This is a genomic window from Mesorhizobium sp. C416B (genome assembly GCF_030323165.1).
Classification (GTDB): Bacteria; Pseudomonadota; Alphaproteobacteria; order Rhizobiales; family Rhizobiaceae; genus Mesorhizobium.
The window spans coordinates 493,211-517,490 of sequence record NZ_CP100471.1 but is presented as its reverse complement, the minus strand read 5'-3'; the positions used below and the strand labels follow the sequence as shown (position 1 = coordinate 517,490).

Annotated in this window: 27 protein-coding genes and 1 pseudogene; 12 read left to right on the top strand and 16 right to left on the bottom strand. The window is 62.8% G+C overall.

Annotated elements, in window-relative coordinates; all coding sequences use genetic code 11:
• The first annotated feature begins 47 nt into the window (after window positions 1–47).
• Window positions 48–2,714 carry an alanine--tRNA ligase gene (alaS, locus tag NLY43_RS02670; protein ID WP_286461055.1) on the top strand — a complete coding sequence of 889 codons (2,667 nt, stop codon included), beginning with the start codon at window positions 48–50 and terminating at the stop codon, window positions 2,712–2,714.
• Between the two features lie 99 nt (window positions 2,715–2,813).
• Here alaS and NLY43_RS02665 read toward each other — a convergent pair whose 3' ends face one another.
• Genes NLY43_RS02665 through NLY43_RS02655 form a run of 3 tightly spaced genes read right to left on the bottom strand, consistent with a single transcriptional unit; the run spans window position 2,814 to window position 5,267 of the window.
• A complete protein-coding gene (locus NLY43_RS02665) occupies window positions 2,814–3,416 on the bottom strand; it encodes a demethoxyubiquinone hydroxylase family protein (protein WP_023684870.1) in 603 nt (200 codons plus the stop codon).
• A gap of 14 nt (window positions 3,417–3,430) precedes the next feature.
• Window positions 3,431–4,045: a glutathione S-transferase family protein gene (locus NLY43_RS02660; protein ID WP_023684871.1), complete on the bottom strand. Its 615-nt coding sequence runs from the start codon at window positions 4,043–4,045 to the stop codon at window positions 3,431–3,433.
• Between the two features lie 10 nt (window positions 4,046–4,055).
• The gene (locus NLY43_RS02655) at window positions 4,056–5,267 is read right to left on the bottom strand and encodes an NADP-dependent isocitrate dehydrogenase (RefSeq protein ID WP_023669114.1); all 1,212 of its coding nucleotides are present in this window, start codon (window positions 5,265–5,267) and stop codon (window positions 4,056–4,058) included.
• Between the two features lie 217 nt (window positions 5,268–5,484).
• Here NLY43_RS02655 and NLY43_RS02650 point away from each other — a divergent pair, with 217 nt between their 5' ends.
• From NLY43_RS02650 to murI, 3 genes are all read left to right on the top strand, one after another.
• Entirely contained in the window at window positions 5,485–6,333 is an 849-nt protein-coding gene (locus tag NLY43_RS02650) for an RNA methyltransferase (RefSeq protein ID WP_023684872.1), read from the top strand.
• An 81-nt stretch (window positions 6,334–6,414) separates the two neighbouring features.
• Window positions 6,415–7,023, top strand: a complete 609-nt coding sequence (locus NLY43_RS02645; RefSeq protein WP_023711501.1) for a DUF805 domain-containing protein — start codon at window positions 6,415–6,417, stop codon at window positions 7,021–7,023.
• A 145-nt stretch (window positions 7,024–7,168) separates the two neighbouring features.
• A complete protein-coding gene (gene murI / locus NLY43_RS02640; RefSeq protein WP_023684874.1) occupies window positions 7,169–7,957 on the top strand; it encodes a glutamate racemase in 789 nt (262 codons plus the stop codon).
• An 84-nt stretch (window positions 7,958–8,041) separates the two neighbouring features.
• Here murI and NLY43_RS02635 read toward each other — a convergent pair whose 3' ends face one another.
• A complete protein-coding gene (locus tag NLY43_RS02635; protein WP_023711500.1) occupies window positions 8,042–9,424 on the bottom strand; it encodes an RNB domain-containing ribonuclease in 1,383 nt (460 codons plus the stop codon).
• A gap of 160 nt (window positions 9,425–9,584) precedes the next feature.
• On the opposite strand from NLY43_RS02635, the pseudogene NLY43_RS02630 reads away from it, so the two are divergent.
• A pseudogene (locus NLY43_RS02630) lies at window positions 9,585–9,758 on the top strand (DUF3008 family protein); the annotation flags it as partial.
• A 97-nt stretch (window positions 9,759–9,855) separates the two neighbouring features.
• Here the strand turns inward: NLY43_RS02630 and NLY43_RS02625 are convergent.
• Complete coding sequence (locus NLY43_RS02625; protein WP_023690200.1) at window positions 9,856–10,056, bottom strand: hypothetical protein; 201 nt, start codon at window positions 10,054–10,056, stop codon at window positions 9,856–9,858.
• A gap of 395 nt (window positions 10,057–10,451) precedes the next feature.
• Between NLY43_RS02625 and rpsD the strand changes: the two genes are divergently transcribed.
• The 4 genes from rpsD to NLY43_RS02605 all read left to right on the top strand — a co-directional run bounded on the left by rpsD (window position 10,452) and on the right by NLY43_RS02605 (window position 13,375).
• Window positions 10,452–11,069, top strand: coding sequence for a 30S ribosomal protein S4 (gene rpsD / locus NLY43_RS02620; RefSeq protein ID WP_023669107.1), 618 nt, complete (start codon window positions 10,452–10,454; stop codon window positions 11,067–11,069).
• A 106-nt stretch (window positions 11,070–11,175) separates the two neighbouring features.
• Window positions 11,176–12,063, top strand: coding sequence for a tRNA 2-thiocytidine(32) synthetase TtcA (gene ttcA, locus NLY43_RS02615; protein ID WP_023669106.1), 888 nt, complete (start codon window positions 11,176–11,178; stop codon window positions 12,061–12,063).
• Complete coding sequence (locus NLY43_RS02610) at window positions 12,053–12,880, top strand: inositol monophosphatase family protein (protein WP_023711499.1); 828 nt, start codon at window positions 12,053–12,055, stop codon at window positions 12,878–12,880. The genes ttcA and NLY43_RS02610 overlap by 11 nt, the downstream gene beginning before the upstream one ends.
• A gap of 84 nt (window positions 12,881–12,964) precedes the next feature.
• Window positions 12,965–13,375, top strand: coding sequence for a UCP034077 family protein (locus NLY43_RS02605; protein WP_023711498.1), 411 nt, complete (start codon window positions 12,965–12,967; stop codon window positions 13,373–13,375).
• Between the two features lie 63 nt (window positions 13,376–13,438).
• Here NLY43_RS02605 and NLY43_RS02600 read toward each other — a convergent pair whose 3' ends face one another.
• A complete protein-coding gene (locus NLY43_RS02600; protein ID WP_023711497.1) occupies window positions 13,439–14,707 on the bottom strand; it encodes a multidrug effflux MFS transporter in 1,269 nt (422 codons plus the stop codon).
• Between the two features lie 117 nt (window positions 14,708–14,824).
• The gene (gene grxD, locus NLY43_RS02595; RefSeq protein ID WP_023669102.1) at window positions 14,825–15,160 is read right to left on the bottom strand and encodes a Grx4 family monothiol glutaredoxin; all 336 of its coding nucleotides are present in this window, start codon (window positions 15,158–15,160) and stop codon (window positions 14,825–14,827) included.
• A 160-nt stretch (window positions 15,161–15,320) separates the two neighbouring features.
• Here grxD and NLY43_RS02590 point away from each other — a divergent pair, with 160 nt between their 5' ends.
• Entirely contained in the window at window positions 15,321–16,130 is an 810-nt protein-coding gene (locus NLY43_RS02590; protein WP_023711496.1) for a phosphodiester glycosidase family protein, read from the top strand.
• Window positions 16,131–16,142: 12 nt separating this feature from the next.
• Here NLY43_RS02590 and NLY43_RS02585 read toward each other — a convergent pair whose 3' ends face one another.
• The 3 genes from NLY43_RS02585 to purL all read right to left on the bottom strand — a co-directional run bounded on the left by NLY43_RS02585 (window position 16,143) and on the right by purL (window position 19,228).
• On the bottom strand, window positions 16,143–16,376 hold the full coding sequence (locus NLY43_RS02585) for a BolA/IbaG family iron-sulfur metabolism protein (RefSeq protein WP_010909092.1): 234 nt from the start codon (window positions 16,374–16,376) through the stop codon (window positions 16,143–16,145).
• 99 nt (window positions 16,377–16,475) lie between these two features.
• Window positions 16,476–17,000 carry a hypothetical protein gene (locus NLY43_RS02580; protein ID WP_023711495.1) on the bottom strand — a complete coding sequence of 175 codons (525 nt, stop codon included), beginning with the start codon at window positions 16,998–17,000 and terminating at the stop codon, window positions 16,476–16,478.
• A complete protein-coding gene (gene purL / locus NLY43_RS02575; RefSeq protein ID WP_023711494.1) occupies window positions 16,997–19,228 on the bottom strand; it encodes a phosphoribosylformylglycinamidine synthase subunit PurL in 2,232 nt (743 codons plus the stop codon). The genes NLY43_RS02580 and purL overlap by 4 nt, the downstream gene beginning before the upstream one ends.
• Window positions 19,229–19,416: 188 nt before the next feature.
• On the opposite strand from purL, the gene NLY43_RS02570 reads away from it, so the two are divergent.
• The gene (locus NLY43_RS02570; RefSeq protein ID WP_023669098.1) at window positions 19,417–19,581 is read left to right on the top strand and encodes a hypothetical protein; all 165 of its coding nucleotides are present in this window, start codon (window positions 19,417–19,419) and stop codon (window positions 19,579–19,581) included.
• 30 nt (window positions 19,582–19,611) lie between these two features.
• Here NLY43_RS02570 and NLY43_RS02565 read toward each other — a convergent pair whose 3' ends face one another.
• Window positions 19,612–21,024: an aminotransferase-like domain-containing protein gene (locus NLY43_RS02565; RefSeq protein WP_023711493.1), complete on the bottom strand. Its 1,413-nt coding sequence runs from the start codon at window positions 21,022–21,024 to the stop codon at window positions 19,612–19,614.
• A 92-nt stretch (window positions 21,025–21,116) separates the two neighbouring features.
• On the opposite strand from NLY43_RS02565, the gene NLY43_RS02560 reads away from it, so the two are divergent.
• A complete protein-coding gene (locus NLY43_RS02560; protein WP_023711492.1) occupies window positions 21,117–21,356 on the top strand; it encodes a DUF1127 domain-containing protein in 240 nt (79 codons plus the stop codon).
• A gap of 12 nt (window positions 21,357–21,368) precedes the next feature.
• On the opposite strand, the gene NLY43_RS02555 is transcribed toward NLY43_RS02560, so the two are convergent.
• The 5 genes from NLY43_RS02555 to purC form a co-directional block, all read right to left on the bottom strand.
• Window positions 21,369–22,013, bottom strand: a complete 645-nt coding sequence (locus tag NLY43_RS02555; RefSeq protein ID WP_023711491.1) for a Pr6Pr family membrane protein — start codon at window positions 22,011–22,013, stop codon at window positions 21,369–21,371.
• A gap of 5 nt (window positions 22,014–22,018) precedes the next feature.
• Window positions 22,019–22,429: a hypothetical protein gene (locus tag NLY43_RS02550; RefSeq protein WP_023711490.1), complete on the bottom strand. Its 411-nt coding sequence runs from the start codon at window positions 22,427–22,429 to the stop codon at window positions 22,019–22,021.
• A 41-nt stretch (window positions 22,430–22,470) separates the two neighbouring features.
• Window positions 22,471–23,139 (bottom strand): phosphoribosylformylglycinamidine synthase subunit PurQ, encoded by a 669-nt coding sequence (purQ, locus tag NLY43_RS02545; protein ID WP_023711489.1) that lies wholly within the window; start codon window positions 23,137–23,139, stop codon window positions 22,471–22,473.
• 1 nt (window position 23,140) lies between these two features.
• Window positions 23,141–23,383 carry a phosphoribosylformylglycinamidine synthase subunit PurS gene (purS, locus tag NLY43_RS02540; RefSeq protein ID WP_023711488.1) on the bottom strand — a complete coding sequence of 81 codons (243 nt, stop codon included), beginning with the start codon at window positions 23,381–23,383 and terminating at the stop codon, window positions 23,141–23,143.
• An 88-nt stretch (window positions 23,384–23,471) separates the two neighbouring features.
• Window positions 23,472–24,266 (bottom strand): phosphoribosylaminoimidazolesuccinocarboxamide synthase, encoded by a 795-nt coding sequence (gene purC / locus NLY43_RS02535; protein ID WP_013532127.1) that lies wholly within the window; start codon window positions 24,264–24,266, stop codon window positions 23,472–23,474.
• Between the last annotated feature and the right edge of the window lie 14 nt (window positions 24,267–24,280).

Here is a 24,280-nt window from a genome sequence, read left to right as displayed (position 1 = left end):
CAGTGTCCGCCGGCCGTGCCGGCGGTTTTCGCGAAAAGGCAGCACTCATGAGTGGCGTGAACGAGATCCGGTCGACATTCCTCGACTATTTCCGCAAGGAGGGCCACGAGGTCGTGGCCTCGAGCCCGCTGGTGCCGCGCAACGACCCGACGCTGATGTTCACCAATGCCGGCATGGTGCAGTTCAAGAACGTCTTCACCGGCCTGGAGAAGCGGTCCTATTCGCGCGCCACCACTGCGCAGAAAAGCGTGCGCGCCGGCGGCAAGCACAACGACCTCGACAATGTCGGCTACACCGCGCGCCATCTGACCTTCTTCGAAATGCTCGGCAATTTCTCCTTCGGCGACTATTTCAAGGAGCGCGCCATCGAACTGGCCTGGAACCTGATCACCAAGGAGTTCGGGCTGAACAAGGACAAGCTGCTGGTCACCGTCTATCACACCGATGACGAGGCGGCCGGCTTCTGGAAGAAGATCGCCGGTTTCTCCGATGACCGCATCATCCGCATCCCGACCTCCGACAATTTCTGGGCTATGGGCGACACCGGACCGTGCGGGCCGTGCTCGGAAATCTTCATCGACCGTGGCGAGCACATCTGGGGCGGCCCTCCCGGCAGCCCGGAGGAGGATGGCGACCGCTTCCTTGAATTCTGGAACCTGGTGTTCATGCAATATGAGCAGGTCACCAAGGATGAGCGCATCGACCTGCCGCGGCCGTCGATCGACACCGGCATGGGCCTGGAGCGCATGGCCTCCATCCTGCAAGGGGTGGAGAGCGTCTTCGAGACCGACCTGTTCCGTCATCTGATCGATGCGGCCTCGTCAGCGCTCGGGCAGGGCCCGGACAAGGAGACGGTCGCCTCCTTCCGCGTCATTGCCGATCATCTGCGCTCGTCCTCCTTCCTGGTTGCCGACGGCGTGCTGCCGTCGAACGAAGGCCGCGGCTATGTGCTGCGCCGCATCATGCGCCGCGCCATGCGCCATGCGCAGTTGCTCGGCGCCAAGGAGCCGTTGATGTGGAAGCTGGTGCCGGCGCTAGTGCGTGAGATGGGCCAGGCCTATCCCGAACTGCTGCGCGGCGAACAGCTGATTACCGAGACGCTGAAGCTCGAGGAGACCAGGTTCCGCAAGACGCTGGTGCGCGGCCTCGGCCTGCTCTCGGAGGCGACAGATACGCTGCACGCCGGCGATATGCTGGATGGCGAGACGGCGTTCAAGCTCTATGACACGTACGGCTTCCCGCTCGATCTGACGCAGGACGCACTGCGCCAGCGCAACATCTCGGTCGACCTTGCCGGCTTCACCCATGCGATGGAGCAGCAGAAGGCCGAAGCGCGCAAGCATTGGGCTGGCTCCGGCGACGCGGCCACCGAGACCATCTGGTTTTCTGTACGCGAGAAGGCCGGCGCCACCGAATTCCTCGGCTACGAGACCGAACAGGCGGAAGGCCTCATCCAGGCCCTGGTCAAGGACGGCAAGACAGTCGATAGCGCCGGCAAGGGCGACGCGGTGGCGGTGGTCGTCAACCAGACGCCGTTCTATGGCGAGTCGGGCGGCCAGATGGGCGACACCGGCATCATCTCCGGCGAAGGTTTCTCGATCGAGGTTTCCGACACGCAGAAAAAGGCCGACGGCCTGTTCGTGCATCTGGGCAAGGTGACGAACGGCACGGTCAAGCCAGGTGCAGCCGTCGAGCTGAAGGTTGACCATGCGCGCCGCACCCGGCTGCGTGCCAACCATTCGGCAACGCATCTGATCCATGAGGCGCTGCGCGAGGTGCTGGGCACCCATGTCGCGCAGAAAGGTTCGCTGGTCGCGCCCGAGCGCCTGCGCTTCGACATCTCGCACAACAAGCCGATCTCGGCCGAAGATCTCGAAGAGGTCGAGCGCATGGCCAACGAAATCGTCGTCCAGAACAGCCCGGTGACGACGCGCCTGATGTCGGTCGATGACGCCATTGCCGAGGGCGCCATGGCGCTGTTCGGCGAGAAATATGGTGACGAGGTGCGTGTCGTCTCGATGGGCACCGGCGTGCATGGCGCCAAGGCCAATAGACCCTATTCCGTCGAACTTTGTGGCGGCACCCATGTCCGGGCGACCGGCGATATCGGCCTGGTCCGTGTCGTCTCCGACAGCGCGGTCGCCGCCGGCGTGCGCCGCATCGAGGCGCTGACCGGCGAAGCCGCGCGCAAACATCTCGATGAGCAGGACAGGCGCCTGAAGGCAACTGCGGCCGTGCTGAAGATCTCGCCGGCCGACGTGCCGGCGCGTGTCGAGACGCTGCTCGAGGAGCGCAAGAAGCTCGAGAAGGAGCTGAGCGAAGCGCGCAAGAAACTCGCGCTGGGCGGTGGTGCCGCGGCCGATGCTCCGGCCACCACCGAAACCGTCGCCGGTATCGGCTTCCTCGGCAAAGCGGTTTCCGGCGTGTCGCCGAAGGATTTGAAGCCGCTGGCCGATGCCGGCAAGACATCGCTCGGCTCCGGCGTCGTCGTCTTCGTCGGTGCGGGCGAAGACAACAAGGCAAGCGTCGTGGTCGCCGTGACGGACGATCTCGTCGGCCGCTTCAGCGCTGTCGATCTGGTGCGCGTTGCCTCGGCCGCATTGGGCGGGCAGGGCGGCGGCGGACGGCCCGACATGGCGCAAGCCGGCGGTCCGGACGCCTCGAAGGCCAATGATGCGATCGCCGCGGTGAGGGCGGCGCTGGAGGCAGCCTGAAAGCCACCCTATGTCGTATCTGGTTCGTGTGCGGCTTTCCGGCCTTCGCCGCCGTGCTTGCCATTCTGTGGCTGATAGTGGCAAGCCGGCAATCAGCTCTTAGACGGTCCGTCTAGCTAGTCTAGTTCTTTTCGCCGCCTTCAGGGCGCGCGTCATTCTGCTGGAATCGCCCCAGGTGGACAGCCAGATCAGCACGTCCGTGGCGATCGAAATCAGCGACCGTAAAAAGTTCAGCGCCGGGCCGGGCGATTTCAGCTGCTCTTCGGCGTGATGGAGATGGGCGAGCTCTTCCTCGCGGATCGCCAGGATGATGCCTTGCAAGTCGTGGTCGCGATTGGCGAGGAAAAACAGCTGATCGTCCAGATGGCGATGCACCGCCGCTTCAACCGCCGCCGTGCAGGCCCAGATGCCTTGCGGACCGAGCAGGGCGGTGACAGAACCCAGCAGCCAGCCACCCCAGCTCCAGAATTGCATCACCCGGCACGGTCGCGCCTTCCGCGCCGGCATGGCGGCACGGAAGGCGGCGCAATGCGTGCGCTCGTGCCCGAGCATCTCCGACAAGGATGGCACGCAATCCGGCCAGAAGCGCCTGGCGACAAGAATCTGCGCCGAATAGATCCTGATCGCACCGAACTCACCGGCGTGGTTGACCCTGACAATTCTGGCGATGGTGAGCGCGTCCTGGCGAGATGGGTCAGCCATGGCCCGAACCCATATCAGCCCGCCGCCAGGCTCGGACGTTTTGCGATGCCGTCCCACCAGGCCTGGATGTCGGCGAACGCCGCAAGCAGCTTTTGCCCGTCGGCGACCTTGACGAAATAGGCGATGATGGATGCCGCATGCAGGTCGGCCAGCGTCAGCTGGTCGCCGAGCAGCCACGGCCCGGGAGGCTTGAGTGCGGTGAGCACCCGCAGCACCGTTTCCGCCTGGCGCAGCCCGTTGGCGACCAGTGCCTCGTCTGGCGCTTCCTTCTCAAGCCGCTCGACGGCGACGTCCCAGACCATCGATCTGTAGGCATAGGCGTCGAGCATGCCGATGATCTGGTTCATCGTTGCGCGGGTGCGGGCGTCTTTTGGCTGCAGTGCCGGGCCGTCGAACGCCTCGTCGACATAGCGGGCGATTGCGCTGGTTTCGAACAGGCGAAACCCGTCATGCTCGACGGCCGGAATGCGGCCGAAAGGGTGATGCTCGAAGTACCAGGCGGGAGTGCCCTCGGCGGCAAAGACATCGACCGGCACAAGGTCGTAGTCGATGCCTTTTTCCGCCAGCACGAGGCGGACGATGCGCACATAGACGCTGTAGTCCGCCCCGTAGACGACCGGCTTGGCCATGGCTGCCGGCTTACGCCATCGCCTTCTGCAAATTCTCGTCGATCTTGTCGAGGAAGCCGGTGGTCGACAGCCATGGTTGGTCGGGACCGATCAAGAGCGACAGGTCCTTGGTCATGAAGCCGCTCTCAACCGTCTGGATGCAGACCTTCTCCAGCGTGTCGGCAAATCGCTTCAACTCGGCATTATCGTCGAGCTTGGCGCGGTGGGCGAGGCCGCGCGTCCAGGCGAAGATCGAGGCGATCGAATTGGTCGAGGTTTCCTCGCCCTTCTGGTGCTGGCGATAGTGGCGCGTCACGGTGCCGTGCGCGGCCTCCGCTTCCACCGTCTTGCCGTCCGGCGTCATCAGCACGGAGGTCATCAGGCCAAGCGAGCCAAAACCTTGCGCCACCGTGTCGGACTGGACGTCGCCGTCATAATTCTTGCAGGCCCAGACGTAGCCGCCAGACCATTTCAGGGCGGAGGCCACCATGTCGTCGATCAGCCGGTGCTCGTACCACAGCTTCTTCGCCTTGAACTCGGCCTCGAATTCAGCCTCGTAGACCTCCTGGAAAATGTCCTTGAAGCGGCCATCATAGGCTTTGAGGATGGTGTTCTTGGTCGAGAGATAAACCGGATAATTGCGCAGCAGGCCGTAATTCAGCGAGGCGCGGGCGAATTCGCGGATGGAGTCGTCGAGATTGTACATCGCCATGGCAACACCGGCGCCGGGTGCGTCGTACACGTCGTGCTCGATCACCTTGCCGTCCTCGCCGACGAACTTGATGGTCAGCTTGCCCTTGCCGGGGAAGCGGAAGTCGGTGGCGCGATACTGGTCGCCGAAGGCATGACGGCCGACGATGATCGGCTTGGTCCATCCCGGCACGAGACGCGGCACGTTCTTCATGATGATCGGTTCGCGGAAAATGGTACCGCCGAGAATGTTACGGATGGTGCCGTTGGGCGACTTCCACATCTTCTTCAGCTTGAATTCCTCGACGCGCTGCTCGTCGGGCGTGATCGTCGCGCATTTCACACCGACGCCCCATTTCTTGATGGCATTGGCCGAATCGATGGTCACCTGGTCGTTGGTGGCGTCGCGGTGCTCGACGCCGAGGTCGTAATATTCGAGCTTCAGGTCGAGATAAGGGTGAATCAGCTTGTCCTTGATGAACTGCCAGATGATGCGGGTCATCTCGTCGCCGTCGAGCTCGACGACCGGGTTCGCCACCTTGATCTTCGCCATGAAAAGAATGCCTCGCTTTTGGGGAACTAAACGGCCTTGCCCGCATGGCTTCGGCCGGGGATGCGGAGCGTATATCAAAGCCTATTTGGCCGCGCAAACGCCGATCCGTGCAGAATGGGTCGTCTGTGCCGCGACCGGTGTTTTGCAAAAGCTTCATTTTGCCGAGCGGATGTGGCAGGGAACGCTGAAATGCCGCAAACAGCAGTTCATTGAGATCATGTCCGCCGTCGATCATCCTGAAATCGCATCCGCCGCCGGGCCGGCGATCATCCTGGTCGAGCCGCAGCTCGGCGAGAATATCGGTATGGTTGCGCGCGCCATGGCTAATTTCGGCCTTGCCGAACTGAGACTGGTCAACCCGCGTGACGGCTGGCCGAGCGAGAAGGCGCGCGCCGCCGCCAGCCGCGCCGACCATGTCATCGATGCCGTAACAGTGTTCGGCGACCTGGCGTCCGCCGTCGCCGACCTCAACTTCGTCTTCGCCACCACGGCGCGGGAGCGCGACGGCTTCAAACCCGTGCGTGGTCCGGTCGAAGCGGGCAGGGCGCTGAGGGCGCGTCAGATGGCCGGCCTGCGCACCGGCATCTTGTTCGGCCGCGAGCGTTTTGGGCTCTACAATGACGAGGTCGGGCTGGCCGACGAGATCGTCACCTTCCCGGTGGATCCCGGCTTTTCGTCGCTCAACATCGCCCAGGCCGTGCTGTTGATGTCCTATGAATGGATGAAGTCGGGCCTGGAAGACGAGACGGCGACCAATTTCTCCAGCCCTGAAATGAAGCCGGCAAGCAAGGAAGAGTTGCACGGGCTGTTTGCCTATCTCGAAGGCGCGCTCGAAGCGCGCGGCTATTTCCGCCCGGCGCCCAAGAAACCCAAGATGGTCGACAATCTGCGCGCCGTCTTGACGCGCGCCGGTTTCGCCGAGCCGGAACTGAAAGTGCTGCGTGGCATCATCTCGTCGCTCGACCGGTTTTCGCCGGCCATGCCGCGCGGTGACGGCTCGCCGGGAGACGATCCAAGGCGTTTGCCGGCCGCTGCGCGAAAACGCCAGGCAGACAAAGAAGATTAGAAATCGCTAAGCTTCGAACGGCTGAAGTAACCGAATTTTATTTGCCTCTCGTCCATTGTTGTCAAAACGGTGGGGTGGCAAATGTTCACGTCCAAAATCGGCCGTATGCGCTTCTTCTTCTATTCGCTCGGCGTAGCCCTGCTCGAGGCCGTTCTTGCTGTGCTGTGCATCGTTGGCACGATCGGCTTTGAGGGGCTGGTCAACTCGGCGCCCGGTCCATCGCGGCAAGGCATGGCAGGCGCGGTTCTGGTCGTTTCCCTCCTGGCCGTGGTCATGCCTGCCAACATCGCCTGGCGACGCAGCCGCGACGCCAACGGCAAAGCCTGGATCCTGTGGTCCTACATCGTGTTCTGCGCCATCTACGCCTTTCTGCAGGCAGGCACGCTGCTGGTCATCGATTTCAAGAACCCGGAAAGCACGTCCAGCGGTTTGAACCTGCTGGCGCTGTCGATCTTTGGCCTTTGGTGCACGATCCTGGTGGCTAAGCCGGTGGCGGGCATCAATATCGACGAACTGACATCGGTTTTCGATTTCGATGGCGATACGCCCATGCCTGCGGGATCCGGTCGGATGGCCAGCAGCACGGCACAGTCTTCCATGCGCAACGCCACACCGGCCACGCGCTCGGTGCCGTCCGCCCAGCCTATGGGCCGCCCGAGGCCCGCCGGCTTCGGCAAGCGCGGGCTCTAGACCGAGGCAAGGTCGTCTTCGCCGGCTTTGCATAGAACTTGCTGACATTCGCCACTTCAAGACCATGATGGTTGCAGATAGAAGAACGGCATTGGCCAATGACCGCCAAGCCTTCTGATCCAGCCTCTTTCATGGTCCGATATCAATGAGCCACCGTCCGATCCTGATGTTCGATTCCGGCGTTGGCGGATTGACCGTGCTGCGCGAAGCGCGCGTGCTGATGCCCGACCGGCGCTTCGTCTACGTCGCCGATGACAAGGCCTTTCCCTACGGCGCGTGGGAAGAGCCGGCGCTGCAGGCCCATATAGTCGAGCTCTTCGCCAAGCTGCTCGACCGTTTTGATCCGGAAATTTCGGTCGTCGCCTGCAATACCGCTTCGACGCTGGTGATCGATGCCTTGCGGGAAAAATTCCCTGGCCATCCCTTTGTCGGCACGGTGCCGGCAATCAAGCCGGCTGCCGAGCGCACCCGGTCCGGGCTGGTCTCGGTGCTGGCGACGCCGGGCACGGTGAAGCGCCAGTACACGCGCGACCTGATCGGCAAATGGGCGCAGAAATGCCATGTCCGGCTGGTCGGCAGCAACAATCTCGCCGGACTGGCCGAGGCCTACATGCGCGAGGGCTTTGTCGACGAGGAGGCCGTGCGTGCCGAGATCGCACCGTGTTTTGTCCAGCATGACGATTTGCGCACGGACATCGTCGTGCTCGCCTGCACGCACTATCCGTTCCTGGCCAATCGCATGCGCAAGACCGCGCCCTGGCCGGTCGACTGGATCGACCCGGCCGAGGCGATTGCGCGGCGCGCTCTGTCGCTGCTTCCGGCTGTCGACGGGCCATTGCCGCAAAGCGAGCCCGACATCGCCGTCTTTACCTCGGGAAAGGCGGACTTCGCCATCAGCCGGCTGATGCAGGGTTTTGGATTGAGCGCACGCTAATGCATGTCGCCCAAAAGTGCGCAGCGGTTTTGGGACAAGGACATGCATAAAAACAAAAAAACTAAAGCGCGTCGCCGACGCGCTTTAGACAGGTTCGAAGACAATGACGCGCCGATCCGGATCGGCCGAAACAAGCCTTAGCGTCAGGCCATCGCCCTGCCTGAACCCTGAGGCCTTCACATTCGCAACGACAGGCATGTCCGAGAGCTGAACGCGCGCACGCTGATCACCGACGTCGGTGACGACGGCCTTGAATGTTTCACCCACACGCCCCCTCAGCATCACCGCCTCGGCAAGGTCGATGGCCGCGTGGTTGATCTGCGAGGCGCGGGCGCCTGCGCGGCCCATCACCTTCGGCAGTCTGGAAAACGCCTCGTTAACGACTTGCGGCACCGGCTGGCCGTTGACGATGGCCAGCACGCAGCGCACGACATAGCGATCGGCCAGCCGCCTCAGGGGTGCGGTGGCGTGGGCATAGGTCGCGGCCATCGCCTCGTGCCAGGGGACAACGCCTTCCTCATAGGGCTGGTAGGACGCACCGGAGCCGGCGCGGCGGATTTCCAGCATCAGCGCTGCCTGTTGCATGTTGGCAGGATCGAGGGTTCGCTGATAGTCGGGCAGGCTGGTCGAAGGAGGCCAGGACAGGCCTAAGGCCCGTGCCGCGCTGCGCAGTCTTTGCACTTTGGAAGCATCGGGCGGCGCCATCACCCGGAACAAGCCGGTCCGGTGTGCCAGCATGGCGTCGGCAATCGCCATGTTGGCGGCCAGCGAAAGTGCTGCGTTGTCTTGCTCGGATTGCAGCAGCGGTCTGAACGCAAGCTGGAACGTGCCATCGGCAAGCTGTTCCACCTCCTGCTCGGGCGGGTCGACGCGCGAAGCGCCGCGACGGTCTTCGGCCGCCGCCATGCGCCGCGCGATTTCGGCGAAGCCGACTGGGACGTCGGCGGCCTGCACGCTGTCATAGGCGAGCTTGGCGCGGCTTTGAATGATTGCCCGCTCCGCGCCATCCAGCCTTACCGCTCCGTCGTCGACGATCCGGACCGTGAAGATGACAGCCGGACGCGGACCGCTGGGCAGCAAGCTCGCGGCGCCCTCGGCAAGCACCCGGGGATAGAGCCCGGCCTTGCCGTCCGGCAAATACAGGGTTTCGCCTCGCGCCCAGGCTTCGCGATCCACCGCGTCGCCGTCCGCGACGAACCAGGCTACGTCGGCAATCGCATAGTGCAACAGAAGGTCGCTACCGCTCGCTTCGATCGAAAACGCTTGGTCAAGATCGGTGGAAGCCGCGGGATCGAGCGTCACGAAGGGCATCGCCGTGCGGTCGGCATGCTGGTCGGGCACGCGCCTGGCCGCCGTCTGTGCCATGGCCATTACATCAGGGGGAAATCCCTCCGGCACATGGAACTCGGTGCGGATTTTCGCGAGGCCGGTAGCGAGTGCCTGCGAGGGATCGTTCAACGATTTCATGGCGCCGTCCTACACCGGCGTTGCGGGCACGGGAAGGTGGTTTTGCCGGCAGTTGGCCGACCATGGGCAGACATGAGCGCGGAACGGAAGTTGACCGCCAGCGCTGGAACCGTCGCCGGAGCGCAACGTTTCTTCCTCTGTCAGCAAAGGAGGTGCCGATATGCCTGCAACCTCAAAAGCACAGCAAAAGGCCGCTGGAGCAGCCCTGTCGGCCAAGCGCGGCGAGACCAGGAAGAGCGAACTTCAAGGCGCGTCGAAGTCGATGTACAATTCGATGAGCGAAAAACAGCTCGAGGAATTCGCAGAGACCAAGCGCAAAGGCCTGCCGGAGAAGAATCGGCAGACTGAAACCTTGAACCGAGTCGATAAACAAAGCCCGTGGCCGAAACCACGGGCTTCTTCGGTTCAGGCCAAGCCCGAAACCCCTGACGTCACCAGCAGCGCTTCACCTTGTAGCGGATGACCTTCTTGTGGCCATGCCGCCAGATGACCTTCTTCTTCACCACGACATGGCAGGTCTGACGATGCTTGTGGCCCTGCCAATGCTTGGCCATCGCTGGCTCGGGCACGGCGATCGACATCGTCCCGGCCAGGACGGCTGCACCGACCAACGAGAGGAAAAACTTCTTCATGCGACTTCGGGCTCCTTTGGCTCCAGTCCCTTCCTAAATGCCGTCGGCGCAACAACCTCCCGCCGCATCCGGCACGGCACTCAACGCCAAAGACGTGATATGGTGATATGGTTGCGGGGGCCCAGCGCCAGCGACGCGCTTGACTCTGCTCAAATCTCCGTTTATCGAGCGCACCAACACTGGGCCGCAATGCCCGGTTGTTTCTTTTGCATGGCAAGCTCGGGAAAGCAGGTTTATCGTTTCCTGGGTTTTGTCTAGACTGACGTGTCCCGTGGGTTTTCCGCCGCGTTGCGTGGGAAAACCCTGTCAGGCCTCGAAAACGGAGGCCAGAGGAGGGCGCGTTTCCTTCACCCGGACCATGAGGTTCCGGGTGGTTTGTTTTGAAAGGGAATGCGATGAGCAAGCGCGAATCCGCGAAGTACAAGATCGACCGCCGTCTCGGCGAAAACATCTGGGGCCGCCCGAAGTCCCCGGTCAACAAGCGTGAATACGGCCCCGGCCAGCACGGCCAGCGCCGCAAGGGCAAGCTTTCCGATTTCGGCCTGCAGCTGCGCGCCAAGCAGAAGCTGAAGGGTCACTATGGTGATGTCTCCGAAAAGCAGTTCCGCAAAGTCTATGAAGAGGCTGATCGCCGCAAGGGCGACACCTCCGAGAACCTGATCGGCCTGCTCGAGTCGCGTCTCGACGCGGTCGTCTACCGCTCCAAGTTTGTGCCCACCATTTTCGCGGCTCGCCAGTTCGTCAACCACGGCCACGTCAACGTCAACGGCAAGCGCGTCAACATCGGCTCGTACCGTTGCAAGCCGGGCGACGTCGTCGAAGTGCGCGAAAAGTCGAAGCAGCTGGTCATCGTGCTGGAAGCGGTCGGCCTCGCCGAGCGCGACGTGCCGGACTATATCGAAGTCGATCACAACAAGATGGTCGCGACCTTCTCGCGCATCCCCGGCCTGGCCGACGTACCGTTCGCCGTGCAGATGGAGCCGAACCTGGTCGTCGAATTCTATTCGCGCTGATCGATCGCTTTCTGCGATACCGGAAAGGGCCGCCCGTCGAGGCGGCCTTTTCTTTGTCGGCCATGTCCGCTAATCCGGCACTCTCGGCTATGGAAAGCGACAAGCCATGAACATGCTGGCAGACATCGAAACAGTTGAACCGATTGCTGAAGGCGGCTTCCATCCGCTGTTTGCCGACGTGCCGTCTTCCGTCGAGTTCAACAAACTGCGCAAGCGGCTGTTGCGGTTGACCCGTCAGGCGGTCGAGGATTTCGCCATGGCGAGGCCCGGCGACCGCTGGCTGGTGGCCTTGTCCGGCGGCAAGGATTCCTACGGGCTGCTGGCCGTGCTGCTCGATCTCAAATGGCGCGGGCTGCTGCCGGTCGAGCTGCTGGCCTGCAATCTCGACCAGGGCCAGCCGAATTTTCCGAAGCACATTTTGCCCGACTACCTCGATGCGCATGGCATTGCCCATCGCATCGAGTATCAGGACACCTATTCGGTGGTCACCGACAAGCTGCCTCAGGGCAGCACCTATTGTTCGCTGTGCTCGCGGCTGCGGCGCGGCCATCTCTATCGCATCGCGCGCGAGGAGGGCTGTTCGGCGCTGGTGCTCGGCCACCACCGCGAGGACATTCTCGAAACCTTCTTCATGAATCTGTTCCATGGCGGCCGCCTTGCCGCCATGCCGCCAAAGCTGCTCAACGACGACGGCGACGTCATGGTGCTGCGGCCGCTGAGCTACTGCGCCGAGGTCGATCTGGAAAAATTCGCCGCCGCTATGAAATTCCCGATCATTCCCTGCGATCTCTGCGGCAGCCAGGAAGGCCTGCAGCGCAACGCCATGAAGGCGATGCTGGACGATATGGAAAAGCGCATGCCGGGCCGCAAGGATACGATGCTGCGCGCGCTGTCCAATACCAGGCCGTCGCATCTGCTCGACAGAAAGCTGTTCGACTTTGCCGCCCTCAATGGCAGCCTCAGCACAGGACAAGACATTTCCGATGATATTTGACGACCAAGCGATCGACTGGCTGGCCGAGCTTCTCGCCGATGCAGCCAAGGCCGAAATCATGCCACGCTTTCGCCGGCTGGGCGAGGGCGACATCAGACAGAAGACCTCGGCTGCCGACCTGGTGACCGAGGCCGACATCAACGCCGAGCGGCTGATCACGGCCAGGCTGCGCGAGCGCTATCCCACGGCGATGATCGTCGGCGAGGAAGCCTGTTCCGACAATCCGGCGCTGCTTCAGGGGCTCGGTGATGCCGACCTCGCCTTCGTCGTCGACCCGGTCGACGGCACCTTCAACTTCGCCTCCGGCGTGCCGCTGTTCGGCGTCATGCTGAGCGTCGTCATCAAGGGCGAAACCGTCGCCGGTATCATCCATGACCCCGTAGGCCGGGACTGGCTGATCGGCGCCAAGGGCGCCGGCAGCCATATCCGCCATGCGCATGGCGCGCTGGAGACGGTGCACGTCGCCGATGCCGTGCCGATCTCACAGATGACCGGCTCCGTCTCCTGGCAATATCTGGCGGAACCGCAACGCTCGCTCCTGGCGCGCAACCAGACCAAGACCCTGTCGCAGTTCGGCTATCGCTGCGCGGCACATGAATACCGTCTTCTGGCCAGCGGCCATGCCCATTTCGTCGTCTACAACAAACTGATGCCGTGGGACCATCTGGTCGGTGTGCTGATCCACGCCGAGGCCGGCGGCTACACCGCGCGGATCGACGGCAGCGCCTATCTGCCCTCGCATATCGACGGCGGCATTCTTGTCGCCCCGGACAAGGAAAGCTGGCAGGAGTTGCGCAGGGAACTCTGGGCGCAATAATCGGCCCGCTGCTGGTAGAGGCTTTCGTCAAGTATATTGGCTCTGTTATAGTGTCCAATCTCTCGCGAAGTCGGAAGCTGCGAAATGAAACATCGGTCCGCAATTGTTGCAACGGCGCTTGCACTTGCCTTGGCCGCCGCTGGCGCCACTGAGGCAAGATCGCAGGAACGCGCGTGCGGCAGTCTCGATCCCGTCGATACCATAGACGAGATGTTTTCCGCGATCTTTGCCTGTTGGCAGCCGCCGCCTGGAAGTGCTGGCATGACCCTGACGCTGAGTTTCTCAATTCGCAAAAACGGCACGCTGATGGGCAAACCGCGCGCCACTTTCTCCCATATGGGAGATGATGCCTCGCTCAACCGGGTCTTTGTGTCATCCGTGCTCGAAGCGCTCGACAAGGCTCTGCCGATGCCGCTGTCGGACAGCATGGGTGGCGCCATCGCAGGGCGCCCGCTGTTCCCTCGTTTCACGGCAGTGATTGGCGGCGCATCCTGAAACGCGTCGCTTGAAGGTGGCTGCGGTCTGAGACAAATAAAACTCGTAGCGCAGAACAGTTGCTCAATGCAGGTCGGTGACGTGCCCTGAAATGGGTGGGTTGTGCGGCTGGAACATCTTGCCGCGCTCGGCGATCAGGATCATCAGCAGGGCCGCGACCGAGACGCTGCAGAAGCCGGCGGCAAGCGGCGTCACCGTGCCGTTGAAGGCCTGGCCGATCAGCGTGCCGAGGATGCCGCCGAGAAAAGTCTGCATGAAGCCCAGGATGGACGACGCGGTGCCCGCCAGTTGGCCGAGCGGCTCCATCGCGAGCGCGTTGAAATTCGCGCCGAGCCCGCCGAAAGGCAGCATCGCGGAGGCAAAGAAGGTGATGAACAGCCAGAGCGGCATGTTCATTTCGAGCGAGACGACCAGCCAGGCAAGGCTGATGCACAGGAACAGAAGCAGCGCGCCTTGCGACAGCCGGCGCATGCCGACCCGTCCGACCAGCCGCGAGTTGAGGTAGTTCGAGAAGGCCAGCACGCCCGCAACGCCGGCGAAGATGACCGGGAATAGCTCGCCGACGTGGAAGATGTCGATATAGATCTGCTGCGCGGAGATGATGAAGCCGAACATGGCGGCGAAGATGAAGGTGCTGGCGAAAGCATAGCAGAGCGTGAGGCGGTTTGTGAGCACGATGCGGAAGCCGTCGATCACCGAAGAGACAGTCAACGGCCGGCGATGTTCGGGATGCAGAGTCTCCGGCAGGCGCAGCAGCGACCACGCCGACACGATCAGCGCCCCGACCGCCATGGTGACGAAGATCCAGTGCCAGGTTGCGAACAGCATGATGACCTGGCCGATCCCGGGCGCGATCACCGGGATGGCCATGAACACCATGAAGATCAGCGACATCACCTCGGCCATGCGCCGGCCGTCGAACGTATCGCGCACGATCGAGACGGCGATGACGCGTGTGGCGGCAGCACCGATGCCTTGCACAAGCCGGCACAGCAACAGGATGGCGAAGGACGGGGCGATGGCCGCGGCCGCAGCCGCCACGACATAGATCGCCAGCCCGGCGACCAATGGCGCGCGGCGCCCGAACCGGTCCGAAATCGGCCCGAAGAAAAGCTGTCCGCCGCCGAAGCCGAGCATATAGGCGGTGATCACATATTGGCGGTGGTTTTCATTTTCGACGCCGAGCGTGGCGCCGATCTGCTGCAGCGCCGGCAGCATGATGTCGATGGCCAGCGAGTTCAACGCCATCAGTGCCGCGCACAGCGCGATGAATTCCCAGCGCGGAATAGGCAATTTGCGTGCCTGTTGCGGCGCTTTTGCTGGCTGGTCCACGGCGGGTCCGATCTTCAAAACGAATATGCGCCGGCATGCCGGCGCATAAGTTCGTCCTCACTCGATAGGGGGAGGTAACATTTTGCCGGGGCGAGGCTGCCCCGTCTCAACTCAGAATCAGGCTGTCGCTTTGACGCTGACGCCCTTGTCGACGAGCAACGTCTGCAACTCGCCCGCCTGAAACATTTCGCGGATGATGTCGCAGCCGCCGACGAATTCGCCCTTGACGTAAAGCTGCGGGATCGTCGGCCAGTTCGAATATTCCTTGATGCCCTGGCGCAGTTCAGCCGAGGTCAGCACGTCGACGCCCTTGTAGTCGGCGCCGATGTAATCGAGGATCTGGACGACCTGGCCGGAAAAGCCGCACTGCGGAAAACCGGGCGTGCCCTTCATGAAAAGGACGACGTCGTTGCCCTTCACTTCGCTGTCGATGTAGTCGTTGATGCCGCTCATGAGATATCCTTTCACGCCTGTGGGAGTCAGGCTCGAAGCATAGCCATCAAATAAACCCATAGATGGGCCGAAACAAGATGTTTGCGCCGCCGTCGCGGAAATGGCGCAAAGGATCGCCTGTCTTGGGCCAAGCATCCGAGCCGATTGCAACCTTCGGAACATGATGAAAAGACGATATGGCGCCGCCCTTCCGATCGCCATCCTGCTGGCGGCGATTGCCGTTGTCTGGTGGCCGAGACGCCCGGAGCCGCCGCCGCTGGTCATTGGCGGTGACCTGCCCGCGCCTTGCCGGAATGTCGCCTTCGAGGCGGTGACCTATGTCGTCTGCGAGACCGATCTTCGCGCCGACATCATCGGTGTTTTCCACGCCGGCGCCGATGGCAAGCCTTTTGGTTCGCTCGAAGCCTTCGACAAGGCGGTTGCGGGCGAGGGGAGGCCGGTGCTGCTCGCCATGAATGGCGGCATGTATCACGAGGATTTGTCGCCGGTCGGCCTGCTGGTCGAGGACGGCAGCGAAAAGTCACGGCTCAATCTTGCCGACGGCGAAGGCAATTTCTTCCTGAAGCCGAACGGCGTCTTTCTGGTCGGCAAGGACGGCAAGGCGGCTGTCATGGAAAGCAACGCCTATGCCGCCGCCAAACCCGATGTCGCCTTCGCCACGCAGTCGGGCCCGATGCTGGTGATCGATGGCCAGATTCATCCACGCTTCGAGCCGAACGGAACCTCGCGCTACGTCCGCAACGGCGTCGGCGTGCGCGATGAAAACACCGTTTTGCTGGCGATCTCGCGGTCTGAGGTAAGTTTCGGCAGCTTTGCGCGGCTGTTTCGCGACGCGCTACAATGCCGCAACGCGCTGTTCCTCGACGGCGCGGTCTCCGCGCTGTCGGATGGCGACAGGATGATTGTCGGCGGAAGATATCCGGCAGGGCCGATCATTGCCGTGTTGGCAAGCCAGCCGCCGACGCGCTAGGCCAGCCTGGCGTCAGTCCGGCACACTGGTCTGCAACGCCAGCGCGTGCAGCACGCCGCCCATATTGCCCTTCAGCGCATCATAGACCATCTGGTGCTGCTGGACGCGGCTCTTTCCGCGGAAGCTTTCGGCCACCACTTCGGCTGCATAGTGATCGCCGTCGCCGGCGAGGTCGCGGATCGTCACCTTGGCGTCCGGAATGCCGTCCTTGATCAGTTTTTCGATGTCGTGGGCATCCATTGCCATGGCAAAATCCTGTTCTGGGCGGCTAGGCACGAGTGACTCGGACGGCAGCCTAAAGCCTTTCTGGTCCGGGTTGAAGCCGTTCTGTCGGCGACGCAGTGTCTAAGGGCCATACTGCCGCGGGTGAACCACACCATCTTCGGTAATGTCGTCGCGGGTCGAGAACCCCCGGCCAAGGCTGAACACCAGGACATAGAGCGGGATGTTGAGCGCCAGGGTGATAATCGGGAGATAGCTGGTCATCTGCCACAAGGGCGAAAAGAATGGTTGGCCATAGCCGTCGCAGATCAGCGATGACCCGTATTCCCACAGCGCGCCGGTAATGACCGCAATGGCAAATAGCTTGATGCAGATGGCGACATGCCTTGCGCGCGCCGGGTTCGGCAAAAGGCGGCTCCACAGCACCAGGCAGACGATGGGGATCGCATAGATCAGGCTTTGCAAGGCCAGCATCGGCAGTGTGCCATTGGCCGCCTCAAGGAACTGGTCACGCCTTTCCAGCAGCGGACAGACCTCGCTCGAGATCGTCGACAGCAGGAAAAAGACGAACGGCCCGAGGAACCAGAAGAAGAACAGCGACGGCCAGAAGACGACTGCGATCAGCGTCCGGGCTGCCAGGCTGGTCAAATGGACTTGTCCATGAAGTTCGGGAACCAGCCTTCGTGGGCGGCGGTCAATTCGCTGACCGGGATCGCCCTGGCATCGCCGAGCTTCAGTTCGTTTCCACCGGTCGAGCCGATCCATGGCGCAAAGATGCCGAGCTTGCTCTGTTCCTCGCGGATGGCGTCCCATTCCTTGCTCTGCGGATCGACGGACAGGGTCAGGAGGTACCGGCCCTGGTCTTCGCCGAACCAGACCGGGATCGGGTCGGTGCCGGCGAGCCCCGGAATTGAGGCGCCGATGCCGGACGCCATCGCCATCTCGGCCAGGGCCACCGCAAGGCCGCCGTCGGAAAGGTCATGCGCCGCGGTGACGACGCCCGACGCGATCAGCGCGCGCACATGGTCGCCGACGCGCTTTTCATGGGCGAGGTCGACGGATGGCGGCGGCCCGTCGGTACGGCCATGGATGTCCCTGAAATAGGCGGACTGGCCGAGATGGCTGCCCCAGCTTGCGGGTGCGCCGACCAGCAGGATCATCTGGCCCTCGGCGGCAAAGCCGATACGGGTCATCTTCGACCAGTCGGCAATCAGCCCGACGCCGCCGATGGTCGGCGTCGGCAGGATGCCCTGGCCGTTGGTTTCATTGTAGAGCGAGACATTGCCCGACACGATCGGGAAGCCGAGCGCGCGGCAGGCATCGCCAATGCCTTTCACCGCGCCGACCAGCTGGCCCATGATCTCAGGCCGTTCCGGATTGCCGAAATTGAGGTTGTCGGTGGCCGCCAGCGGCAGCGCGCCGGTGGCGGTGAGGTTGCGCCAGCATTCGGCCACCGCCTGCTTGCCGCCTTCATACGGGTCGGCCTCGCAATAGCGCGGCGTCACGTCGGAGGAGAAGGCGAGCGCCTTGGTCGGATGGCCTTCGACGCGCACCACGCCGGCGTCGCCGCCCGGAAGCTGCAGCGAATTGCCCTGGATCAGCGTGTCGTACTGCTCCCACACCCAGCGCCGCGACGACAGGTCCGGCCCGCCGAGCAGTTTCAACAGCGCATCGGCGACATCGGCCTTCGGCGCATCGCCGGCTGCGAGCGCCGCAGGCTTCTTCGGCTCGACCCAGGGGCGGTCATATTCCGGCGCCTTGTCGCCAAGGTCCTTGATCGGCAGGTTGGCGACCTCGTCGCCCTGGTGAATGACGCGGAAGCGCAGATCGTCGGTGGTCTTGCCGACTATGGCGAAGTCGAGGCCCCATTTGTGGAAGATCGCCTCGGCTTCCTTTTCCTTCTCCGGGCGCAGCACCATCAGCATGCGCTCCTGGCTTTCCGACAGCATCATCTCATAGGCGCTCATGCGCTCTTCGCGCACCGGCACATGGTCGAGGTGAAGCTCGATGCCGAGGTCGCCCTTGGCGCCCATCTCGACCGCCGAACAGGTGAGGCCGGCCGCACCCATGTCCTGGATGGCGATGACGGCGCCGGACGCCATCAGCTCAAGGCAGGCTTCGAGTAGGCATTTTTCGGTGAAGGGATCGCCGACCTGCACGGTCGGGCGCTTCTCGTCGATCTTGTCGTCGAACTCCGCCGAGGCCATGGTGGCGCCGCCGACGCCGTCGCGGCCGGTCTTGGCGCCGAGATAGACGACCGGCAGGCCGACGCCCTTGGCTTCCGACAGGAAGATCGCATCGGTCTTGGCGAGGCCGGCGGCAAAGGCGTTGACCAGGATATTGCCGTTGTAGCGGGCGTCGAAATTGACCTCGCCGCCGACCGTCGGCACGCCGAACGCATTGCCGTAGCCGCCGACGCCGGAAACCACGCCGCTGACCAGGTGCCTGGTCTTGGGATGGTCGGGTGCGCCAAAGCGCAGCGCATTCATCGCCGCAATCGGCCGCGCGCCCATGGTGAAGACATCGCGCAATATGCCGCCGACGCCGGTCGCCGCACCCTGGTAGGGCTCAATGTAGGAGGGATGGTTGTGGCTCTCCATCTTGAAGACGACGCAGTCGCCATCGCCGATATCGACCACGCCGGCATTCTCGCCCGGACCCTGGATGACCTGAGGCCCGGTGGTCGGCAGCGTGCGCAGCCATTTCTTCGAGGATTTGTAGGAGCAGTGCTCATTCCACATCGCCGAGAAGATGCCGAGTTCGGTAAAGCTCGGTTCGCGCCCGACCAGGTCGAGGATGCGCTGGTATTCGTCGGGCTTCAGCCCATGCGCGGCGATGAGTTCCGGGGTGATCGGCACGGAATTGGAAATGGTCATGGGCGGCGATTGATGTCCATGGGAGAGGGGAATTTGAGTCCCCTCATATCGCAAGCTTTGGCGTGATACACCCCATTGGATGACGAAAAACGCCGGAAAACCACAGGGCGACGATGGTAGCGGTGAGCCGCTGGGGAACGCTATGGCATCCCGGCCGTTAGGCCTCAAACCAATCAGGAGATTTCAACATGGCCACCAAGCAAGGCAAGAAAGACAATCGCCTCTCCGACAAGGAGGCCATGCATATTGCCGAGACCACCGACGTTTCGCCCAAGCAGGCCAAGGACCTGGCCGAGAAGCACGGCAAGGACAAGGGCGCGAAGGAAGCCAAAAACTTCAAGGCAGAGGGCTGAACCTGAAGATCGGGATACAGGAGGACCGAGTCAGGACGAACTGTCGTAGCCGGCGCGGCCTTCCTCCAGCAGCCGCCGGATCACCGCGACGCCGCCGGTGATGTCCTCGCGCCGCCTTGGCTGCGAGACGCCGAAACGCACGCCGTGGAATACCTGCTCGGAACGCCCCGCCTTGAACTCGTCCTCGTCGTCGAGGAGCACGCCATTTTCGAGGCATGCGCTCCTGAACGTGCCGGACAGCCAGGGATCGGGCAGCGTCAGCCAGACGAAGGGCACGCTGCCGTGTGACTTGAAGGCGAAACCCGCCAGTGTCTCGCGCACGATGGCGATGCGGGCGGCAATTTCGGCAATGCTGCGTTTGCGGATATCGCCAGCCTGCCCAGACAGCACCAGCCGCGCATTCACCTCCGCTAGCAGGAACGGCATCCCGCCGGTCATCATCTTGTGGGCGACGCGGATGCGATGGCGATAGGCGGGCGGGCAGGAGAGCCAGCCGCCGCGAACACCTGCCGCGACCGATTTCGACAGACCGCCGGCGACAATGGTGCGCTCGGGCGCATATTCGGCAATGAGCGGCGTCGGATCTTCGGTCAGGCCGCCATAGAGATCGTCCTCGATGACGATGACATTGTACGCGCGCGCGACGCGGGCGATCGCCTCGCGGCGCGAAACCGACAGGACCGCCAGCGTCGGGTTCTGCACCGTCGGCATCAGGAAAATCATCTTCGGATGCTTTTGCGCGCAGACGCGTTCGAAATCCTCGGGATCGAGACCTTCCTCGTCCGATGCGACAAGTGCAATGCGCCGCCCGATCAGCCCGGCGCTGCGGGCGATCTGCGAATAGGTGAGGTGCTCAAAGGCGACATAGTCGCCCGGTGTGGTCAGTGCCGCAATCGCCGCCATCACCGCGGCATGGGTGCCAAGCGTGGGAACGATGGTGTCGGCCGCCGGACGGAACGAATTGCGCGACAGCCAGCGGGCGCCGGCCTCGAACCAGCGCTCCGGAAAATCCCTGGTGTAGCTCGAAATCTCGTGCGGATGATCCTGCACGGTGCGCAGCAACATGTCGGCGACAATGGCGCCCTGGCCGATTTCGGGCGCGGCCGTGCTGTCGAAACGCAGCTTGCCGGGCGGTGCATCGACATAGCGCGTGCCTTGCACGGCCGGCTCGGCGAATTCGGGTGACGCCGCTTCCGATTGCTGCGCAAGCACATAGGTCCCGCGTCCGACTTCGCCGCTCACCAGCCCGCGTTCGCGCAGCAGCTGATAGGCCCGGCCGATCGTGCCGACCGTCGTGCCAATGTCATAGGCGAGATCGCGCTGCGGCGGCAATTTTGCCCCGGCATCGATAACGCCCTTGTCGATGTCCGACTCAATGCTGTCGGCAAGGCGCTGGTAAAGCGGGCCGGAGCCGATGGTGAGGTCAGGGAGCCAATTTGTCATGGTCACAATTCTGTATATTGCACCAGATCGGGTGTCAATGCATATCAGAACCGTACCAAGATGGGTACAATTTGCGAGGTTGGCAGAAGACAATGGATACAATTGAGACAATCCGCTGCGCGAGCATTGAATTGGTCGGGCCGTCCAGCCGGCGAGGCTTTGTCGGCCGGATCGTGCATGTGGTCAGATCGCTGGCGCGATGGATCGACGTGCTGATCGAGCGCCGTCGCGGCCGCCTGGCTTTGCTCGAAATGACCGACGAGCAACTCAGGGACATCGGTGTGTCGCGGGACGACGCTCACCGCGAAGGCATCAGGCGATTCTGGGACTGACCCGGAGCCCGGTCAGCGGCGCGCGCCGGATGTTCTTATGCGTGAGACGCCCTTGTCGGCAAGCACGGCGAGGATGCACAGCACCAGGAAAACCCCGGTGACCGCCAGCGCCGCAAGCGCGACGTTGGCGGCGCCGTTTTTCGCAACGTCGAGGAACGGGTAGGGCACTTCGCCTGCGATCGGCGCGCGCGCCAGCGCATAGGCGAGATAGGCGATCGGATAGGCCATCCACCAGGAAATGTCGCTCCAGCGTGTCCTGCCGTCAGCGCCTGCCACAAGCCACCACAGCACGAACAGCACCGGCGTCACATAGTGCAGTAGCACGTCACAGAGCAGGAACAGCCCCTGCGGCTGCCAGAGCTGCGCCAGAACCGTCGCATAGACGATGAAGACAAGCGCGATGGACACGGCGATGCCGGCCCGCATCCGCGGTCCGGCAAAGGCGGGCAGCCAGGCGTAGCCCGAAGGCGACAGCAGCGAGACATGGACCAGCACCGCACCGATGTTGGTCAGGATGGTGAAGAAGCTGAACAGAAAGACGATGGAGCCGAGAAAGTTGCGCCCGGCCTCCATCGATGCCGGGATGGTGATGCATGCTTGCAGGACAAGCCCGGCCAGACCGATGACCAATCCCGCAATCTGCAGGAAGCGGCCCACTGGCGTCAGGCGGCCGCGTTGCAGGAGGGGTTGCCCGTTTGCCAGCGCGCAATGTCGGATCCGATGCGCGCGCCGAGCGGATCGTCCATCAGCGGACCGAACACGTCGACGCGGCTGGAATTGCCTTGCGCCTGGACGACCAGCAGCGGCTTGCCGCCATAATGCATGGCCGGCACCAGCAGGAAGCGGGGCGTGCCGCTGAACGAATTCAGCTCATTGGCCATCTGATAGGATTTGAAGGCGGGATCCTTGCTGGCGATCCAGCATTTGTGGGCCGATATCGCTACCTGTTCCATGGCCAGCAGCGAAGCGCTCTTGCCCGTGGGGACCGGCGCGCTCTTCGGGCTGGACTGGCAGGACGCCAACGCCAAGCCGGCAGCAGCCAGGGGACCTAGGCGAACAATCATCAGTCTCATGGTCAACCGCCCCCGCGTTTTGAAAGGAATTCGAAGAGATATCAGGCGGCGATGCCGAGCGCGCCTTCGAACAGGGCGCGGCCGTCGCTTCCGCCATGCGCTGCCTCGATCAGGTTTTCGGGATGCGGCATCAGGCCGAGCACATTGCCCTTCTCGCTGACGATACCGGCAATGTCGTTCATCGAGCCATTGGGATTGCTGCCCTCGGCATAGCGAAACACCACCTGTCCTTCGCCTTCGAGACGGGCAAGCGTGTCGGCGTCGGCGAAATAATTGCCGTCGTGATGCGCCACCGGCGTGCGGATGATCTGACCCGGCTGGTAGCGGCGGGTGAACATGGTGTTGGCGTTGGCGATTTCGAGCTTCACCTCTCGGCAGACGAATTTCAGCGAGGCATTGCGCATCAGCGCGCCGGGCAAAAGGCCAGCCTCGACCAGGATCTGGAAGCCGTTGCAGACGCCGATGACCATGACGCCCTTGGCCGCCTTTTCCGCCACCGCCCGCATGACCGGCATGCGCGCGGCAATGGCGCCGCAACGCAGATAGTCGCCGAACGAGAAGCCGCCGGGAATGGCGATCAGGTCCACATCAGGGATTTCGGTGTCGGTCTGCCAGACGGTCGCCGGCGCCTGCCCGGAGATCTTGGTCAGCGCCGCAATCATGTCGCGGTCGCGGTTGAGGCCGGGGAGAAGAACGACAGCTGATTTCATATCAAGCGATCTCCACCGCGTAATTCTCGATCACCGTGTTCGCCAGCAGCTTGTCGCACATGGCTTTCAGATCGGCTTCGGCCTTGGCCTTGTCGCTCTCTGAAAGTTCGAGGTCGAAGACCTTGCCTTGCCGCACCTGGCCGACGCCGCCGAACCCCAGTCCGGACAGAGCGTGCTCTATGGCTTTTCCCTGCGGGTCGAGCACGCCGTTCTTGAGGGTGACGGTGATGCGGGCCTTGATCATGCTGGACAGGTTCCTGTTCGAAGACTTAGCAATTCCAGGAAAAGTCTGAAGCGGTTTTTCGTCCGGAATTGCGTCAAGAAATGAAGACTTAGTGCGGCTTGCCTTTGAGGCCATCGGTCGAGGCGACGAGCACCGGGCCGGTCGGGCGCGGCGGCTCGTTCTCGTTCATGATGCCAAGGCGGCGGGCAACTTCCTGATAGGCTTCGACGAGGCCGCCCATATCGCGGCGGAAACGGTCCTTGTCGAGCTTGTCCTGCGTTGCCACGTCCCACAGCCGGCACGAATCCGGCGAGATCTCGTCGGCAACGACGATGCGCATCATGTCGCCCTCGAACAGGCGGCCGCATTCGATCTTGAAATCCACGAGCTGGATGCCGACGCCCATGAACAGTCCGGAGAGGAAGTCGTTGACGCGGATGGCCAGCGCCATGACGTCGTCGATCTCCTGCGGGCTTGCCCAGCCGAAAGCGGTGATGTGCTCTTCCGACACCATCGGATCGTCGAGCGCATCGGCCTTGTAATAGAATTCGATGATCGAACGCGGCAGAACGGTGCCTTCCTCGATGCCGAGGCGCTTGGACAGCGAGCCGGCGGCGACATTGCGCACCACCACTTCGAGCGGAATGATCTCGACTTCCTTGATCAGCTGCTCGCGCATGTTGAGCCGGCGGATGAAGTGGGTCGGAATGCCCATGCGGTTCAGATGGTTGAAGATGTACTCGGAAATGCGGTTGTTGAGCACACCCTTGCCGTCGATGACCTCATGTTTCTTCTTGTTGAATGCGGTCGCATCATCTTTGAAGAACTGGATAAGCGTGCCCGGTTCCGGTCCCTCATAGAGGATCTTGGCCTTGCCTTCATAAATGCGGCGGCGATTTTTCATCTGATTTTTCTCTG

What these genes read in the sequence shown, in the direction of transcription:
- alaS (WP_286461055.1), top strand. Translation starts at nt 48, where the DNA reads ATGAGTGGCGTGAACGAGATCCGGTCGACATTCCTCGACTATTTCCGC.
- NLY43_RS02665 (WP_023684870.1), bottom strand. Translation starts at nt 3,416, where the DNA reads ATGGCTGACCCATCTCGCCAGGACGCGCTCACCATCGCCAGAATTGTC.
- NLY43_RS02660 (WP_023684871.1), bottom strand. Translation starts at nt 4,045, where the DNA reads ATGGCCAAGCCGGTCGTCTACGGGGCGGACTACAGCGTCTATGTGCGC.
- NLY43_RS02655 (WP_023669114.1), bottom strand. Translation starts at nt 5,267, where the DNA reads ATGGCGAAGATCAAGGTGGCGAACCCGGTCGTCGAGCTCGACGGCGAC.
- NLY43_RS02650 (WP_023684872.1), top strand. Translation starts at nt 5,485, where the DNA reads ATGTCCGCCGTCGATCATCCTGAAATCGCATCCGCCGCCGGGCCGGCG.
- NLY43_RS02645 (WP_023711501.1), top strand. Translation starts at nt 6,415, where the DNA reads ATGTTCACGTCCAAAATCGGCCGTATGCGCTTCTTCTTCTATTCGCTC.
- murI (WP_023684874.1), top strand. Translation starts at nt 7,169, where the DNA reads ATGAGCCACCGTCCGATCCTGATGTTCGATTCCGGCGTTGGCGGATTG.
- NLY43_RS02635 (WP_023711500.1), bottom strand. Translation starts at nt 9,424, where the DNA reads ATGAAATCGTTGAACGATCCCTCGCAGGCACTCGCTACCGGCCTCGCG.
- NLY43_RS02625 (WP_023690200.1), bottom strand. Translation starts at nt 10,056, where the DNA reads ATGAAGAAGTTTTTCCTCTCGTTGGTCGGTGCAGCCGTCCTGGCCGGG.
- rpsD (WP_023669107.1), top strand. Translation starts at nt 10,452, where the DNA reads ATGAGCAAGCGCGAATCCGCGAAGTACAAGATCGACCGCCGTCTCGGC.
- ttcA (WP_023669106.1), top strand. Translation starts at nt 11,176, where the DNA reads ATGAACATGCTGGCAGACATCGAAACAGTTGAACCGATTGCTGAAGGC.
- NLY43_RS02610 (WP_023711499.1), top strand. Translation starts at nt 12,053, where the DNA reads ATGATATTTGACGACCAAGCGATCGACTGGCTGGCCGAGCTTCTCGCC.
- NLY43_RS02605 (WP_023711498.1), top strand. Translation starts at nt 12,965, where the DNA reads ATGAAACATCGGTCCGCAATTGTTGCAACGGCGCTTGCACTTGCCTTG.
- grxD (WP_023669102.1), bottom strand. Translation starts at nt 15,160, where the DNA reads ATGAGCGGCATCAACGACTACATCGACAGCGAAGTGAAGGGCAACGAC.
- NLY43_RS02590 (WP_023711496.1), top strand. Translation starts at nt 15,321, where the DNA reads ATGATGAAAAGACGATATGGCGCCGCCCTTCCGATCGCCATCCTGCTG.
- NLY43_RS02585 (WP_010909092.1), bottom strand. Translation starts at nt 16,376, where the DNA reads ATGGCAATGGATGCCCACGACATCGAAAAACTGATCAAGGACGGCATT.
- purL (WP_023711494.1), bottom strand. Translation starts at nt 19,228, where the DNA reads ATGACCATTTCCAATTCCGTGCCGATCACCCCGGAACTCATCGCCGCG.
- NLY43_RS02570 (WP_023669098.1), top strand. Translation starts at nt 19,417, where the DNA reads ATGGCCACCAAGCAAGGCAAGAAAGACAATCGCCTCTCCGACAAGGAG.
- NLY43_RS02565 (WP_023711493.1), bottom strand. Translation starts at nt 21,024, where the DNA reads ATGACAAATTGGCTCCCTGACCTCACCATCGGCTCCGGCCCGCTTTAC.
- NLY43_RS02560 (WP_023711492.1), top strand. Translation starts at nt 21,117, where the DNA reads ATGGATACAATTGAGACAATCCGCTGCGCGAGCATTGAATTGGTCGGG.
- NLY43_RS02550 (WP_023711490.1), bottom strand. Translation starts at nt 22,429, where the DNA reads ATGAGACTGATGATTGTTCGCCTAGGTCCCCTGGCTGCTGCCGGCTTG.
- purQ (WP_023711489.1), bottom strand. Translation starts at nt 23,139, where the DNA reads ATGAAATCAGCTGTCGTTCTTCTCCCCGGCCTCAACCGCGACCGCGAC.
- purS (WP_023711488.1), bottom strand. Translation starts at nt 23,383, where the DNA reads ATGATCAAGGCCCGCATCACCGTCACCCTCAAGAACGGCGTGCTCGAC.
- purC (WP_013532127.1), bottom strand. Translation starts at nt 24,266, where the DNA reads ATGAAAAATCGCCGCCGCATTTATGAAGGCAAGGCCAAGATCCTCTAT.